18 protein-coding genes and 1 pseudogene are annotated in these 14,856 nt (G+C 29.8%); 3 read left to right on the top strand and 16 right to left on the bottom strand.

What is annotated here, in order from left to right:
- On the top strand, positions 1-297 hold a 297-nt coding region (locus UXY25_RS11145; protein WP_320816098.1), incomplete at its 5' end, for a T9SS type B sorting domain-containing protein.
- A gap of 70 nt (positions 298-367) precedes the next feature.
- On the opposite strand, the gene UXY25_RS11140 is transcribed toward UXY25_RS11145, so the two are convergent.
- A complete protein-coding gene (locus UXY25_RS11140; RefSeq protein ID WP_320816097.1) occupies positions 368-1,567 on the bottom strand; it encodes a pyridoxal phosphate-dependent aminotransferase in 1,200 nt (399 codons plus the stop codon).
- Positions 1,568-1,688: 121 nt separating this feature from the next.
- On the opposite strand from UXY25_RS11140, the gene UXY25_RS11135 reads away from it, so the two are divergent.
- Complete coding sequence (locus UXY25_RS11135; protein WP_320816096.1) at positions 1,689-3,011, top strand: PDZ domain-containing protein; 1,323 nt, start codon at positions 1,689-1,691, stop codon at positions 3,009-3,011.
- A gap of 39 nt (positions 3,012-3,050) precedes the next feature.
- On the opposite strand, the gene UXY25_RS11130 is transcribed toward UXY25_RS11135, so the two are convergent.
- Positions 3,051-3,479, bottom strand: coding sequence for a DUF1573 domain-containing protein (locus UXY25_RS11130; RefSeq protein ID WP_320816099.1), 429 nt, complete (start codon positions 3,477-3,479; stop codon positions 3,051-3,053).
- Positions 3,480-3,648: 169 nt separating this feature from the next.
- Between UXY25_RS11130 and UXY25_RS11125 the strand changes: the two genes are divergently transcribed.
- On the top strand, positions 3,649-6,279 hold the full coding sequence (locus tag UXY25_RS11125; protein WP_320816095.1) for a valine--tRNA ligase: 2,631 nt from the start codon (positions 3,649-3,651) through the stop codon (positions 6,277-6,279).
- Positions 6,280-6,350: 71 nt separating this feature from the next.
- On the opposite strand, the gene UXY25_RS11120 is transcribed toward UXY25_RS11125, so the two are convergent.
- The 14 genes and pseudogenes from UXY25_RS11120 to UXY25_RS11055 form a co-directional block, all read right to left on the bottom strand.
- Complete coding sequence (locus UXY25_RS11120) at positions 6,351-6,851, bottom strand: hypothetical protein (RefSeq protein WP_320816094.1); 501 nt, start codon at positions 6,849-6,851, stop codon at positions 6,351-6,353.
- Positions 6,852-7,021: 170 nt separating this feature from the next.
- Positions 7,022-7,360, bottom strand: a complete 339-nt coding sequence (locus UXY25_RS11115) for a cupin domain-containing protein (protein ID WP_320816093.1) — start codon at positions 7,358-7,360, stop codon at positions 7,022-7,024.
- Positions 7,361-7,372: 12 nt separating this feature from the next.
- Positions 7,373-7,687, bottom strand: a complete 315-nt coding sequence (locus tag UXY25_RS11110; protein ID WP_320816092.1) for an HPF/RaiA family ribosome-associated protein — start codon at positions 7,685-7,687, stop codon at positions 7,373-7,375.
- 257 nt (positions 7,688-7,944) lie between these two features.
- A complete protein-coding gene (locus UXY25_RS11105) occupies positions 7,945-8,220 on the bottom strand; it encodes a hypothetical protein (protein WP_320816091.1) in 276 nt (91 codons plus the stop codon).
- Between the two features lie 53 nt (positions 8,221-8,273).
- Positions 8,274-9,101: a hypothetical protein gene (locus UXY25_RS11100; RefSeq protein WP_320816090.1), complete on the bottom strand. Its 828-nt coding sequence runs from the start codon at positions 9,099-9,101 to the stop codon at positions 8,274-8,276.
- A 49-nt stretch (positions 9,102-9,150) separates the two neighbouring features.
- Positions 9,151-9,378, bottom strand: a complete 228-nt coding sequence (locus tag UXY25_RS11095) for a hypothetical protein (RefSeq protein ID WP_320816089.1) — start codon at positions 9,376-9,378, stop codon at positions 9,151-9,153.
- Between the two features lie 149 nt (positions 9,379-9,527).
- Positions 9,528-9,685: pseudogene (locus UXY25_RS11090) on the bottom strand (helix-turn-helix domain-containing protein).
- A 143-nt stretch (positions 9,686-9,828) separates the two neighbouring features.
- Positions 9,829-10,299, bottom strand: a complete 471-nt coding sequence (locus tag UXY25_RS11085) for a GNAT family N-acetyltransferase (protein WP_320816088.1) — start codon at positions 10,297-10,299, stop codon at positions 9,829-9,831.
- A 5-nt stretch (positions 10,300-10,304) separates the two neighbouring features.
- A complete protein-coding gene (locus UXY25_RS11080) occupies positions 10,305-10,718 on the bottom strand; it encodes an MFS transporter (protein WP_320816087.1) in 414 nt (137 codons plus the stop codon).
- A 139-nt stretch (positions 10,719-10,857) separates the two neighbouring features.
- Positions 10,858-11,442: a hypothetical protein gene (locus UXY25_RS11075; RefSeq protein ID WP_320816086.1), complete on the bottom strand. Its 585-nt coding sequence runs from the start codon at positions 11,440-11,442 to the stop codon at positions 10,858-10,860.
- Positions 11,443-11,638: 196 nt separating this feature from the next.
- The gene (locus UXY25_RS11070) at positions 11,639-12,367 is read right to left on the bottom strand and encodes a hypothetical protein (RefSeq protein WP_320816085.1); all 729 of its coding nucleotides are present in this window, start codon (positions 12,365-12,367) and stop codon (positions 11,639-11,641) included.
- A 149-nt stretch (positions 12,368-12,516) separates the two neighbouring features.
- On the bottom strand, positions 12,517-13,167 hold the full coding sequence (locus UXY25_RS11065) for a hypothetical protein (RefSeq protein ID WP_320816084.1): 651 nt from the start codon (positions 13,165-13,167) through the stop codon (positions 12,517-12,519).
- A 189-nt stretch (positions 13,168-13,356) separates the two neighbouring features.
- Positions 13,357-13,962 carry a hypothetical protein gene (locus UXY25_RS11060; RefSeq protein WP_320816083.1) on the bottom strand — a complete coding sequence of 202 codons (606 nt, stop codon included), beginning with the start codon at positions 13,960-13,962 and terminating at the stop codon, positions 13,357-13,359.
- 180 nt (positions 13,963-14,142) lie between these two features.
- On the bottom strand, positions 14,143-14,712 hold the full coding sequence (locus UXY25_RS11055) for a pentapeptide repeat-containing protein (RefSeq protein WP_320816082.1): 570 nt from the start codon (positions 14,710-14,712) through the stop codon (positions 14,143-14,145).
- Positions 14,713-14,856: the final 144 nt, after the last annotated feature.

The following is a 14,856-nucleotide window of genomic DNA, read 5'->3' as shown; positions in this document are numbered from 1 at the left end:
TGTACTTACTTAACACAAGAAGTAATGGTAATTGATTATCCTCATTATTTTACACCAAACGGAGATGGATATAACGACTACTGGAATATTATTGGATTAGAAAATCAGCCAGGAGCGAAGTTATATATCTTTGATAGATATGGTAAACTAATCAAGCAGATTAGTACAACAGGTCAAGGATGGGATGGAACGTTTAATGGACAACAATTACCATCTACAGATTACTGGTTTACAATTGAGTTTGATGAAGGAGGACAACAAAGAGTATTTAGAGCTCACTTCTCATTAATTAGATAAAACAAATAGTTATACAAAACAAAAAAGCAGTACCATTTGGTACTGCTTTTTTTATTATTGAAAATTCATTTTATTTTGAAAATTGCTTGTATGCTTTTAAAGCTTCTTTTAAAATTTCAACAGAGCGTATTAAATCATCTTTCTTTAAAACGTATGCAATACGTACTTCATCTAAACCTACATTTGGAGAAGAGTAAAACCCAGCAGCAGGAGCAACCATAACTGTTTCGCCATTTAGATCATATGATTCTAGCAACCATTGCGCAAAATCATTTGCACTTGTTATAGGAAGTTTTGCGATGCAGTAAAATGCTCCTTTTGGAGTAGCAACTTGAACCCCTTCAATTTTTTCTAACTCAGAAATTAAAACGTCTCTTCTTTCTTGATACTCAGTAATAACTTCATCAAAGTAACTTTGTGGAGTATCTAATGCGGCTTCACTAGCAATTTGAGCATATGTAGGCGGACTCAATCTTGCTTGAGCAAACTTCATAGCAGCTGCCATCAAATCTTTATTTTTAGAAACAATACATCCAATTCGAGCCCCACACATACTGAATCTTTTAGAAACAGAATCAATCATAATTGCATGGTTTTCTAAACCAGGTACATTCATAACTGAAAAGTGTTTATAACCATCATATGTAAATTCTCTATATACTTCGTCAGCAATCAAGAATAAATCATGCTTCTTTACAATTTCAGCTAATTGATTTATTTCAGCTTCAGAATATAAGTAACCTGTTGGATTACCAGGATTACATATTAATATTGCTTTTGTTCTAGGAGTAATTAGTTTTTCAAAATCTTCAATAGGAGGTAAAGCAAAACCTGTTTCAATAGTAGAAATTACAGGTACAACTTTAACACCAGATGCAACTGAAAAACCGTTATAATTAGCGTAAAAAGGTTCTGGAATGATAATTTCATCATTAACATCCATAGTGCTTCCAAGAGCAAATAATAAAGCTTCAGAACCACCAGTAGTAATGATGATGTTTTGAGAATCTATAGGTAAGTTTTGGTTCTTGTAATATTGAGAAAGTTTTTCTCTATAACTTTCAAAACCTGCAGAGTGAGAATACTCTAAAACTTCTAAATTTGCATTTTTAACTGCATCCAAAGCAACCTGAGGTGTTTTAATATCAGGCTGACCAATGTTTAAATGATATACTTTATTTCCTTTCTTTTTAGCAATTTCAGCATAAGGAACCAATTTTCTAATTGGTGATTCAGGCATTTGGATACCTTTTTGAGATATTTTTGGCATTTTGTTTGTTTTGGTAAGCAAAATTGCAATTATTTTTAGAATTCTAAAAGCTAAATCATATTAATTCACATTTCATTTTATTTAGTTTAATTATTTTCTTACATTTATATAAAGGATAAATATGAAGTATCGAATTTTAAATATTATTTTATTTATACTTTTTTCATTTAATTCAACCTATTCTCAAGTTGAATGGAATTCGAAAAGAGACAAGATTGTTATTCCTTTTGAGTTGTCTAATAATTTAATAATTATTGATGTTGAAATTAATGATGTAAAATTATCAATGTTGTTAGATACTGGTTCAGATAAAAATTTATTATTTAGTTTTCCTGAAAATGACACTATTGAATTCTTTAATACTAAAAAAATTAAGATTAACGGTTTTGGTAAAGGAGATTTAATAGAAGGTCTTGTTTCAAGTAATAACCAATTAAAAGTAAATGGTTATGTTGATCCAAATTTTGAGTTGCTGCTGATTACAGATGAGAATATTAGTATTATTAATAAACTAGGTATTCCTATTAATGGGATAATTGGTTATAGTTTCTTTAAAGATTATATTGTTGAACTTAATTACCAAAGGAAAAGAGTGGTCTTATATAAGTCTCTTCAATCAATATCTCAAAGAAAAATTAAAAGATATAACTCAGAAAAACTAAGTTTAATTGATCAAAAACCATATATAAAACTACAAACAAATATAGGTGATCAAAATCATGAAGTTACATTGTTAATGGATTCTGGTCTTGGAGATGGTCTTTGGCTTTTTGAAAATGATTCTCTAAAATGTTCTGGAAAAATTATAAGGGATGTTCTAGGTAGGGGTTTAGGAGGTGATGTTGTTGGAAAAAAATCAAGAGTAAAAAAATTATTGGTTTCAACATTTATTTTAGATGATGCATTGGTTTCTTTTCCAGATGAAGCTTCTTATGGTCAATTAAATATTATTGAAGGTAGAAATGGTTCGTTAGGTGGAGAAGTAATAAAAAGATTTAATTGGTTTATTGATTATAAAAATGAGCTGGCTTATTTTAAACCTAATAAATATTTTAATGAAGCGTTTAATTATAACATGTCAGGCATTGAAGTTCAACATAAAGGAATTCAGTGGATTAAAGAGGAAATTAGGTCAAATAGTACTTCGACTACTATTAATGCTAATGAATTTATTTTTAATGATTCCAATGCAAAATTTAATTATAGATATAAATTAAAGCCTGTATTCGAGATTTATTCAGTTAGAAATAACTCACCGGCTATGAGAGCTGGACTTAAAGAAGGAGATAAAATTTTAAGCATAAACGGCAAAAAAGATTACGCATATACAATTCAAAAAATAACCGATTTATTCCAATCGGAAGATGGTAAAAATATAACAATAGAAGTTGAAAGGGAAGGGCAAGTTTTAAAGTTTAAATTCCAACTTGAAAAAATATTATAAAAAATAAAAAATCCCGATTTAATCGGGATTTTTTATTTTTTATAATTGAGGAAAACTTTTCTTTTTCTCAAGTGGGCTAACCACTTCTTTCACAATCACAGTACCTTTAATTCTCAATGGCACAACACCATTAGGCTTATTTACTGCGTTACTTTCTACAGTTATAGTTTTAGAAATTGGTCCAGGGTTCATATTGTATTTAACCGTAATCTTGTCTGATTTCCCAGGTTCAATAGGCGTTTTTGGCCATTCTGGTACTGTACAACCACAACTCGATTTCACATTCGTTAACAACAAAGGGGCATCACCTGTATTTGTAAATTCAAATACACGAATTCCGTCGTCTACTCCTTTTACCACTTCACCATAATTAATGGTTTCTTCTTTAAATTCTATTTTTGCGCCAGTTTGAGCATATGAACTTAATCCAACAACTAAAACAGTAATCAATCCAAGTAATTTTTTCATCATTTTTAAAATTAATAGGTTTCTGTAAATTTAATCACTTTCTCGCAAAGAACAAATATATAAAGCTTTTTTATTTTAGCTTATATCGTTACTTTTGCAATATATAAAGTGCAAAAACAATACCAAACTTTATTTTTTAGTAATAATAATCGAATAAATATATACAATAATGTCAATTCCAGCGCAGTTTAATCCTCACGAAGTAGAACAGAAATGGTACGATTACTGGATGAAAAATAATTATTTTCATTCTACTCCAGATGAACGTACACCTTATACAATTGTAATTCCACCACCAAACGTGACTGGAGTGCTGCACATGGGGCATATGTTGAATAATACTATTCAGGATGTTTTAATTCGTCGTGCTCGTTTAAAGGGATTCAATGCTTGTTGGGTTCCCGGAACAGATCATGCTTCTATTGCTACAGAAGCAAAAGTGGTTGCAAAACTAAAATCAGAAGGAATTAATAAAGCGGATTTGACGCGTGAAGAGTTTTTAAAACATGCTTACGATTGGACTGACAAATACGGGGGAACTATTTTAGAGCAACTAAAACAGTTAGGATGCTCTTGCGATTGGGACAGAACGAAGTTCACAATGGATGAAGATATGTCCGCTTCTGTAATCAAGTCTTTTGTGGATTTATACAACAAAGGGATGATTTACCGTGGTTACCGAATGGTAAACTGGGATCCAGAAGCAAAAACAACGTTGTCAGACGAAGAAGTAATTCATGAAGAACGTCAAGGAAAATTATACTACATCAACTATAAAATTGAAGGAAGTAACGAAATATTAACAATTGCAACAACGCGTCCAGAAACTATTTTTGGAGATACTGCAATTTGTATCAACCCTAACGATGAGCGTTTTACTCATTTAAAAGGGAAGAAAGCAATTGTGCCAATTTGTAATAGAGTTATTCCAATTATCGAAGATGAGTATGTTGATGTTGAATTTGGAACAGGATGTTTAAAAGTTACTCCAGCGCATGATGTTAACGACAAAGAATTAGGAAATAAACATAATTTAGAAATTATCGATATTTTCAATGAAGATGCTTCTTTAAACAGTTTTGGTTTACATTATCAAGGAAAAGACCGTTTTGTAGCTCGTGAAGAAGTTGCAAAAGAATTAGAAACGAGTGGTGTTTTGGTGAAAACTGAAATTCACATGAATAAAGTAGGGACGTCTGAGCGTACAAAAGCGGTAATCGAACCTCGTTTGTCTGATCAATGGTTTCTTAAGATGGAAGACTTGGTTAAACCAGCTATAAAAGCTGTTTTAGAAACTGAAGAGGTGAAGTTGTACCCAAGTAAATTTAACAATACATATCGTCATTGGTTAGAAAATATTAGAGATTGGAATATTTCGCGTCAGTTATGGTGGGGACAACAAATTCCTGCCTATTTCTATGGCGATGGAAAAGAAGATTTTGTAGTTGCAGAAAACATTGACGATGCTTTAGTTTTAGCTAAAGAAAGAACAGGAAATACAGCCTTAACAATTGCTGATTTGAATCAAGATGCAGATGCGTTAGATACTTGGTTCTCGTCTTGGTTATGGCCAATGGCAGTTTTTGGAGGAATAATGGATCCAGAAAGTGAAGATTTTAAATATTATTATCCTACAAATGATTTAGTTACGGGACCAGATATTTTATTCTTTTGGGTTGCTCGTATGATTATTGCAGGTTATGAATACACAGGCCAAAAACCATTTAACAACGTATATTTAACAGGATTAGTTCGTGATAAACAACGTCGTAAGATGTCAAAATCATTAGGAAATTCACCTGATCCATTAGACCTAATCAAAAAATTTGGTGCTGATGGAGTTAGAGTAGGGTTGTTGTTGAGTGCTTCTGCAGGAAACGACATCATGTTCGACGAAGAATTATGTAATAATGGTAAAGCTTTTTCTAATAAAATTTGGAATGCCTTTAGATTAATTAAAGGATGGGAAGTAGCAGATATTGCACAACCAGAAGCTTCTAAAATAGCGATTGATTGGTACGAGGCAAAATTGCAACAAACGTTAGTTGAAATCGAAGATAACTTTGAAAAATACAGGTTATCCGATGCTTTAATGAGTATTTACAAATTGGTTTGGGACGATTTCTGTTCGTGGTTATTAGAAATCATTAAACCAGGTTACCAACAACCAATTGATAGAGCAACATTTGACAAAGCAATTGAATTGTTAGAAGCTAACTTGAAATTATTACATCCATTTATGCCTTTCTTAACGGAAGAAATTTGGCAATACATTGCAGAAAGAACACCAGAAGAAGCATTAATCGTTTCGACTTGGCCAACAATGAAAGATACAAATGCAGATTTAATTGCAGAATTTGATTTTGCTGCTGAAGTTATTGCTGGAATTAGAACTATTCGTAAAGAGAAAAATATTTCGTTTAAAGACGTTATCGATTTAAAAGTAATCAACAACGAAAAAGTAGCTTCTACTTTTGATGCAGTTATTCTTAAATTAGGAAATGTTGAAAGTTTAGAATACGTTACCGAAGCTGTTGATGGGACATTGACCTACAGGGTAAAATCGAACGAATATTTTATTCCAATTGCTGGAAATATAGATGTAGCTGCTGAAATTGAAAAACTTGATGCAGAATTAAAATATACGCAAGGTTTCTTAAAATCGGTACGAGGTAAGTTAAATAATGAAAAATTTGTTGCTGGCGCGCCAGAACAAGTTATTGCAAACGAAAGAAACAAAGAAGCAGATGCTTTGGCAAAAATTGCTACAATTGAGCAAAGTTTAGCTAGTTTAAAATAATATTGAATCTATTTTTCAAGATCTATAAAAAAAGGACAATCTTAAGATTGTCCTTTTTTTTGATAGTATTTTTATTTATTAAGCTTTTTGTACTCTCGTAATAACGTTTTAAGTTCTCGGTTTGAAGTAACATCAATATCTTTATTTGATAACAAATGATTGAATTTAAAATTTACAGCAAATTTATTTTTAGTCAATTCCTTAGTCAACGTTTCAAGTTCTATTCTTAAAGCACGTTTTTCCATTTCCATAATATTAAAACTCACAAATTTATCTTTGAAGTCTCTTCTAAAAGTTGTGGTGTTGAATGGAATAGAATGAAGAATTCGCATTTGCTGCATCGACCTTAAATCTAATTTAGCGATAATTTTATCTGCAATGTTTTGAATTTCTTTTAAATGTAAGTTGCTAATATCATCTGTAAGGAATGTATCTTGTTTTATGTTGTCTTTAGGAATACTTTTTTTGTTTTTCGCAGCTGCTGGAGCTGATTTTGTATTCATGTAACCACTACCAAAACACTTTTCGCATTTTGAATTTAGACCTTCGCAAGAACAAATTTGAACTGTCATAATTAATTGTTTTCTTTAGTTTTCTGAATCGGCATTAAGCGGGTTCATAACAACCTTCTAAATACAGTTCGTAATTTGAAGCAAAGATACAAAAGCAAATATAGTGTGATAGAGGTTTTATAAAAAAAACGGACAACTAATTTTAGTTGTCCGTTTTTTCTTTACTGTATTTATAATGTAGCAACTTTTTCTACACGAGCAGCATTATCAAGTTTTGAAAGTGATAAGCGAACTACACTATCTTCTAGTGCTGTTAAATCGTGAGGAATGTTCTCTTTTAAAGATATAATTGCTCCTTTTTGTAGTTTTTTGATTTCTCCTAAAACTCCAAAATCTATTTTACCTTCTAAAACATGAACTATTATTGGAAAAGGCGCTTTGTGCTCTTTCATAATTTGTCCACGCTTTAATAGAATTCTAATCTCTTTTGAAAAGGAAGTTTCTAAAATTACCTTTGTTGTAATTTTATCTTCAAAAAATACATCATCATTAAATGATTCTATATTCATTTTTTATTGTTATTAGTGCGCTCTCATTTTTTCTAGCGTATTATCTAGAGAACGTTTTATTTTAACAATGCCCTCACTAAAAGCTTTTTCAATGCTGTCCGCATGTGTTGTAACTGCAATTGGACTTTTACCTTCAACTCTAACTTCAATAAGGCAACGTTTATCGTTTTTGCCAAATTTATCTCCGTTTTCATCTCCTAAATGCACTTCTGCTCGGGTAACTTTATTATCGAAACGAGCTAATTCTTTTTTGATTTCTCCAGAGAAAAATTCGTTCATTCTGCTGTAGCCTTCAATGTTTTTATCGGTGTTAATTTGTACAATCATATATTTTTGGGTGTTTAATTAATAATTACTTCAATTTACGAATTTTCATTCAAATGAACAAGTTTTAATTAGGGATTAACTTTAATTTATGAACTGAAGCTAAATCAATAAAAAAAACCGAGAATTTCTCGGTTTTTTTTATTACAATTTTATTAAAATTAGTTTTTAACGGGTATTGTAAATTTATGATTTTTAAGTTTTTTGTTTCTTCCTGTTGGATAATTGAACGTAACTGAATATTGATTAATGAAAACATTTTATTCATCGACCGTTATAGAAATTACAAAATAATTTTTGCCTTGCTCTCCTGTTAAGCAAATTCCTTTGCCAATTATTGATGATTTTTTTAAATCAATATTTTCTACAGAAACTTTAATTTCAGTAGGTTGGTTCATTACCAAATACTTTTTTTGAGTTTCCAATTCGAGTTTTATGACTTGATCATTATCTTTAAACACAAAACGATCTTCCTGGAAACTTGTTGTAAATGATGAAAAAATAATAAGTACTAAAACCGAAATAAAGGCTTTCATAGTTGTTTGATTTATGAAGTAAAATTAGAATATTTTAGAAAATAATTAACGAATTATTCAGAAAAATATATTTCATAGTATATTGAAAAATTAGGGTCTTTCTCTTGAATACGGAACCATTTAGAATTTGGTTTTGACTTTAAGTATGATATTAAATTTTTCTTTGAGATAGATAAGACCTCAGTTGTACTAACTTTATTCTTATCAATTAGTTCAAAGCCGATGATGTATTTGTTTTTTGGGTTTAAATATATATTGAATTTTTCTAAATTAATATTGAGCTCTTCACTGTCTTTATTAATTGAAATTGTATTTGCAGTTTCTAAAATTGGTTCCCAGTTATTGTTGACTAATTTATATAAGAGAGGTCTAATTTTTATATTTTCATCAGTAACTTTAAAGTAAAAACTTATAGAATTAATTTTCTTTTTTCCTTTTTCGTTAAAGTAAAACTCGGAAGCAATTGAACCTCCAGTGCTTATATGACTTGAAAAATATTTTTTCTTACTTTCAATCTTAAAAGAGTTTAGCTTTTTATATTTTTGGTTCTTAGATGTAACTATAACTTCTTTGAGTTGTGTTATTTTTGGTTTTAATTCTATTGTACTAGATTTTCCTTTTATTTCTTTAATGGTAAAATACGTTTCATAAAAAGTAGGGATAATTACTTTGAAACTATCAATTTCAGACAAGTATTCTATTTTAGTAACACCAATACTATCTGAGTAATAAAATTTATTATTACTTACGTTTAAAATAATTGCATTTTCAATTGGATCATTTGAATCAGAAACTACTTTTAGTTCAAATTTGCTTTGACCAAATATGGAATAAATGAATGATAAGTTTAAAAACAAACCGTATAATAGTAACTTTTTCATATTTTTTTATAATTTCCTATGTTGCTTTTATACAACATAGGATTTTGATTTAACATTTTGTTCCTGTTAAGTTTGTTTCAGTTCCAACATTTATCCAAAAAACATAAGTTGTAGTTGTTGCATAAGTGCATCTACATTCACCGCAAGCTTCAGTATGTGTAGTTGTTGAGCTTCCAATAAAAGGCCTGCTAGTTGATGAATCTGTCATAGACATTAAACTTAAAGAAAGCATAATTGCAGCTACGAAACCAAATGATTTTAAAGTTAGTTTCTTCATTTTTTTACAAATTTTAATTTTATAATTACATCGCTAAATTATGTAGGATTCTATTTACACATATGCAATATAAATGTAAAAAAAGTTAAAATTTTAATACGCTATTCTTCCTCAAATTCTAAAATATCACCAGGTTGACATTCCATTACTTAACAAATGGCTTCCAGTGTACTGAATCGTATAGCTTTTGCTTTTCCGGTTTTTAAAAGGAAAGATTGGATAATGTAAGTTCTACTTTTTCTGAAAGTTCATTTAACGACATTTTTCGTTTTGCCATCATTACATCTAAGTTTACAACAATTGGCATAGGGCTTATATTGTTAATTCGTTTTCAGTTTGTAGTTTAATTCCTTTCTTAAAAATAGTTGTAATTATATATATTACAGCGCTATTAAAATTATATTGTACAAACATTAATAAAAGTTTATTGAATGTCAATAAAAATTTACTTTAAATCAATTTTTCCATTTTAATATTGGCTCTTTCGTACAAACCAGATTCCAATTCAATTTCTGTAAAGCCATATTTTTTATATAAATGAATAGCAGAAGCTAATTTAGTATTGGAATACAGAACAAGTTTTTCAATATTCTTTTCTTTAGCAACAGTAATAGAATGTTCTAGTAATATTTTGCCGATTCCTATACCTTGTGCTTTTTTGGTAACAGCCATTTTTCCTAATTCAAAAATGGTGTCTGATTTTTTTAGAAGCGAAACCGTTCCTATAATTTCAGCATTCCTTTTGGCAAAATAAATAAAACCACCTTTGTCTATTATTTCTGTTTGTGGATTTGAAAGGGAAATGACATCGCCTTTTTCTACTTTAAAATACTTTTCTAACCATTCGTAATTAAGTGTTTTTACAACGTCACTTAATTCGATAGAAAACGGAATTATTTCAATAGAATATTGCGTATTCATAGGTTTTAAGAAGTAGATTTATTTAAATCTCTTTTAATTCTATCTTCTGTAGGATGAATAGTAATGAGGTACAGAATTAAAAGAATACCAAATAGAATAAACTCTTTTTTTAAGATTAGCAAAACTAAAGCTGCACCTTCTAATATTACCCAACGAATAATAGAAGCAGTTTGGTAAACGGGTAAATTTTCTTCTAAAGTTAACTTTGGGTTGGCGTTTTTTAATTGCATTTTAAACAATAAGTTACTTACTGAAAATGCAGCAAATGGGATTATTAAGTAAATTATAGCATCGTTATCTATTGTAGGAAGTTTCAATGCATCTAAAGATGTTATTTGCCCTAAAATAACATAAGCTAGTAGTACACCGGAGCAAATGGCAAGGTGAATGATTTTAAGTGTTTTTAGTTTTTGTTGCATGTTTTGTTTTAACGTTTTACTTCTTTGAGATGGTGTGTGGTTCGTAACCTTTCAATTTCTGGCTTTGCAGAAAATTGATTCGAAACGGTAATTCCACTAAGTTACATACTAACTCAAAACAGCTTTTGGCAGTAGTTTTTTATTTTTTCGGATTTATTTCTGGAATTTCTACGTTTCCAACTTTAATTATTAAACTATTTTTATCTTTTTTCAGTACTTTAAAAAATTCATCTATTTCATTTTCATAAGCTCTTTCACTCACAGAAAACAGTAATAAACCTTTCGTTTTTTCAGTTTCTACATTCGTATATCTATAAATATTTCTCTCAACAATCAATAATTTTTTTCCGTCTTTTGAACTTACGCTCATTAAAAAATCAATTATTGTTTCTCCTCCTTTTTCTAAAACTGTATAATTTATTATTGGATTAGATTTTTTCGCATTTTCAAGTTCTTGAATCTTTTGGTTTACTAAATCTTTTACTTTAAAATCTCCTTTCAGAAAGTCGATTGTGACCATTAATTTGAATTTCTCAAGAGTTTGTTCTTTTGTTAAATATTCTTGTTTATAATAAACTTCATTAGGGTGAGTGCTCCACACTAAATCATAATTCTTATTGTCAAATTTAATTATCGCTTCCGTTTCAAGATAATTTTCAACATTTTGAGAATTCACAACAATTGATAAAAAAAGCAAAAATGTTGTAATAATTAATTTATTCATATTTTCTATATTATTTTTTTTGTTTCAGATTTCAGATTTTTTACAATTATTACTAACGTGTTGCCGCTTGTGTCAGTTGCGTAAATTTAAGACAAATGATTACAAGCACAAAATTACTCATAGAATTTTCGGAGAAAATCCCGAACTCAACCCATGCCTAGTAATTGCAACAAACAGATGTTGTTTGCTGTTTTTTTTATTTTCTTTCTATATAAAACCAAGGTATATTAAAAAGCCCCTCTTTTAAATCGATTTTAATATGTTCACCTACATACATTTCTTCATAGCGTGAGCTTCCAACACTAATTTCTTCCTTGTCGTAATGATGTCCCCAAGGCGCAACTTTTATATAATATGTTTTTCTACCTTTACTTCTTTTCTGTATTCTTTTTTCCAAAATTTTAGTTTCAAATACGATTGGTTCAGAATAATCATAAGTGCAATTTGCAGCGTAAGTTCCAGCGTAACTATATAGTGAAACATTGAATATTAATGAAGAATAAATCCACCATTTGTTTCTAGTTGTGTTTGCAATTAATTTATGCGTCACGAAAAGAATAGTTAAAATGATTGTAAATGCAATTGTTCCAGGAATAATTAAGCTGTAAAAACTTTCGAATTCGTAATCTATGAATGCTCTTATCAAAATTGCGTATGCAGCAATGTCAATAAAATCTGCTACATCATATTTGTCATTTCCATCCTTATCTGCACTTATTTCAACAAGTGTTGCCATACTTGGCTTATGTAAACCATTTAAAATTAAGCCAAATATTGGAATTATAAGTAGTGTGCCGAGAAGTATTTCGTAAGGCTTTGGATATAAAACAAACCAAATAGCCAAACCAATAGTAATCCATTCAAGCCAATCGAGTTTGTGAAGTGTTAATTTTTTAAATGTAACACTATTAGATTTTTTATTCATTCGTTTTTTTTTAAAAAGCACACAAACGTGTCGCTGCTTTGAGATGGCTGGAAGTTCGTAACCGCTCAATTTTCGGCTTAACGAAAACTTGATGCGAAACGGTAATTCCACTAAATTCCAGCTAGCTCAAAACAGCTGTTGGCATACGTTTATTTCTTTTTCGCGATTTCTCTTACTTCAGGATTAACAAATTTAGAATCTATTTCATCAGTTTTTTTTATGTATTTTACTAAACTATCTTTTTGCATTAAATAAGCATACGAACTTGCTAATTGACCAAATGCTCTTCCATTTTTGGGTTCAATTTTTATTGCTTTTTTTAAGTTCTCAATTGTTAGGTTTAAGTATTTAATATCTTTTGTTTTGAAAAATATTTGTCCGTAACTCGTTGACATACATTCGTAAACTTTAGCGTTGTTTGGTTCTAATTCGATTGATTTCTGCAAGTATTTGACCGATTTTTCGAATTCATTTTTTTTACCTAAAAGGTTTCCAAAACCCCAATAGACTTGTGGATTTGTTTTGTCTAAAAGCCAAGCCTGATTAAATCGTTTCATAGATGTATCATTATCATCTTTATAGAAATATTCCCAACCTTTTGACACATAGTATTCAGATGCTTTTTTTCTGTCTTTGAATTGTTTTTCAGATTCTATAATAAATTCGTTATCCAATTCAATTTGTTGTTCACATTTTTTTACTTCTCCATACATTGGCAGTAAATTTATTCCTTCTGGACAATCTGTTTGTGATTTGCAACTCAGTTGGCTTAAGATAATTAAAAATAATATTTTCTTCATTCTATTTTAGATATTGATTTCTCCTTCTGTTTTTTTAAATGTATGCCAACGTTTTGCAGCTAAAAGAAGTGGCGACGAGCCAAAACCAAGCCAAAACAAATATAACGCAAACTTTTGAATTTTCGGAGAAAATTCGGAAGTATGCCCTTGCCTAAGCCATTACTTTTAACTGCTGTTAGCGGTTCGGTTTTATTTATAATTTTCTGTTGGCAGAAATTGCAATTCGGTTTTTTTTCCAGTTTCACAATTGTTTTTAATAACTCTGAACTTCTTAATATTTTCGATTGGTGTCATTAACCATTTTCTATTGTCAAACTCCCACAAAACAATTCCATTTTTAGAGTCTATAATGCTAGCTTTTACTTCAAATCTAATTTTGTTTTCAACATCTATAGCATCAAGTCTAAAAGCTTTATTTCCGATAAGTCTTGTGAATTTGTCGTATTCAAATATTTGTTCTTTTTCAATTCTCCAATTAATAATTAGATTTCCTTTTTCAAACTTTATTCTTTCTGGTAAGCCATCACATGGTTCATAAATTAAGTAGCCATCTTTATCTTTCTCTACTTTTATCCATTCTTTTTGAATTGATTTTCTGTTTTTCCAAGTATCAGGAATTTCTTTGTTATGTTCTTCGGGATAAGTTGTAGTTAAATTTAGCTCGTTTTCTTTACTTTCTATTTTCTCAATTTGATAATTTTTATTGTCTTTATTAAAAACGTACTTAATGGATAATCCAAGTAAGATTGACAACATAATTATCCCGCCAAATATGAATTGAAGTTTTTTGCTCATTAAATTGTTTTATTATCATTTTCAATTCTGCTAAACTGACCGCTAACTCGTTTATATACGCTATAAACAAACGGTTATACGTATTTGTTTTCGTTTGTACTTATTTACAAATTCAAATGTAAGAAAAAACCCCGTATGAAAACGAGGTTTGTAAATTGTATTCTATTTAGTTTTCAACAACTAATGTATAACCAAATCGTATTTTTCCAACAAACCTTTTAAGCCATCAGCGGAGAACTGTGCTTTTTTTAGTTTGTTTTGTTCTGGGTCTATGGTGTAGTTATAACTGGTAGAAAAGTCAGTTTTATTAGCAATGGTTTTTATAAAAACCGTGCGGCGTAAATCGCAATTGTCAAAAATGGCTTCGGTAAGGTCGCTTTCCATAAAATCGGCAGCTACTAAGCTACAACCTGTAAAAAGCATTTTTTTAAGCTTTAGTTTGTAAAATTTAGCGTAGTCAAGTGTGCAATTGGTAAAGCTAAAGTCGTAAATAACTTGGTCGGTCATTGCGAAGTTAACATTGGTAAAATCACACTTTTTAAATTGTACACCACGTAGTGAAACATAGTTTACTTTGGTATCGTTAAAATTACATTCTATAAAAACACAATCAAAAAAATACACACCTTGAAAAGTACAAGCTCTAAAATCGCAGTTGGTAAACGTGCAGTTTTCAAACTCCTTGTATTTAATATCTTCTTCGGTAAATATTTTTCCGTTGTATTGTTCGTCTTGTAGGTAATCTGACATTTTGTTTTATTTTTGCTAACAGCTAACAGCTAACAGCTAACAGCTAACAGCTAACAGCTAACAGCTAACAGCTAACAGCTAACAGCTAACAGCTAACAGCTAACAGCTAACAGCTAACAGCTAACAGCTAACAGATAACAGTTA

It is taken from the genome of Flavobacterium sp. (assembly GCF_034111225.1).
Taxonomy (GTDB): Bacteria; Bacteroidota; Bacteroidia; order Flavobacteriales; family Flavobacteriaceae; genus Flavobacterium.
The sequence above is the reverse complement of the archived record's forward strand: the minus strand, read 5'-3'. Positions and strand labels throughout refer to the sequence as shown.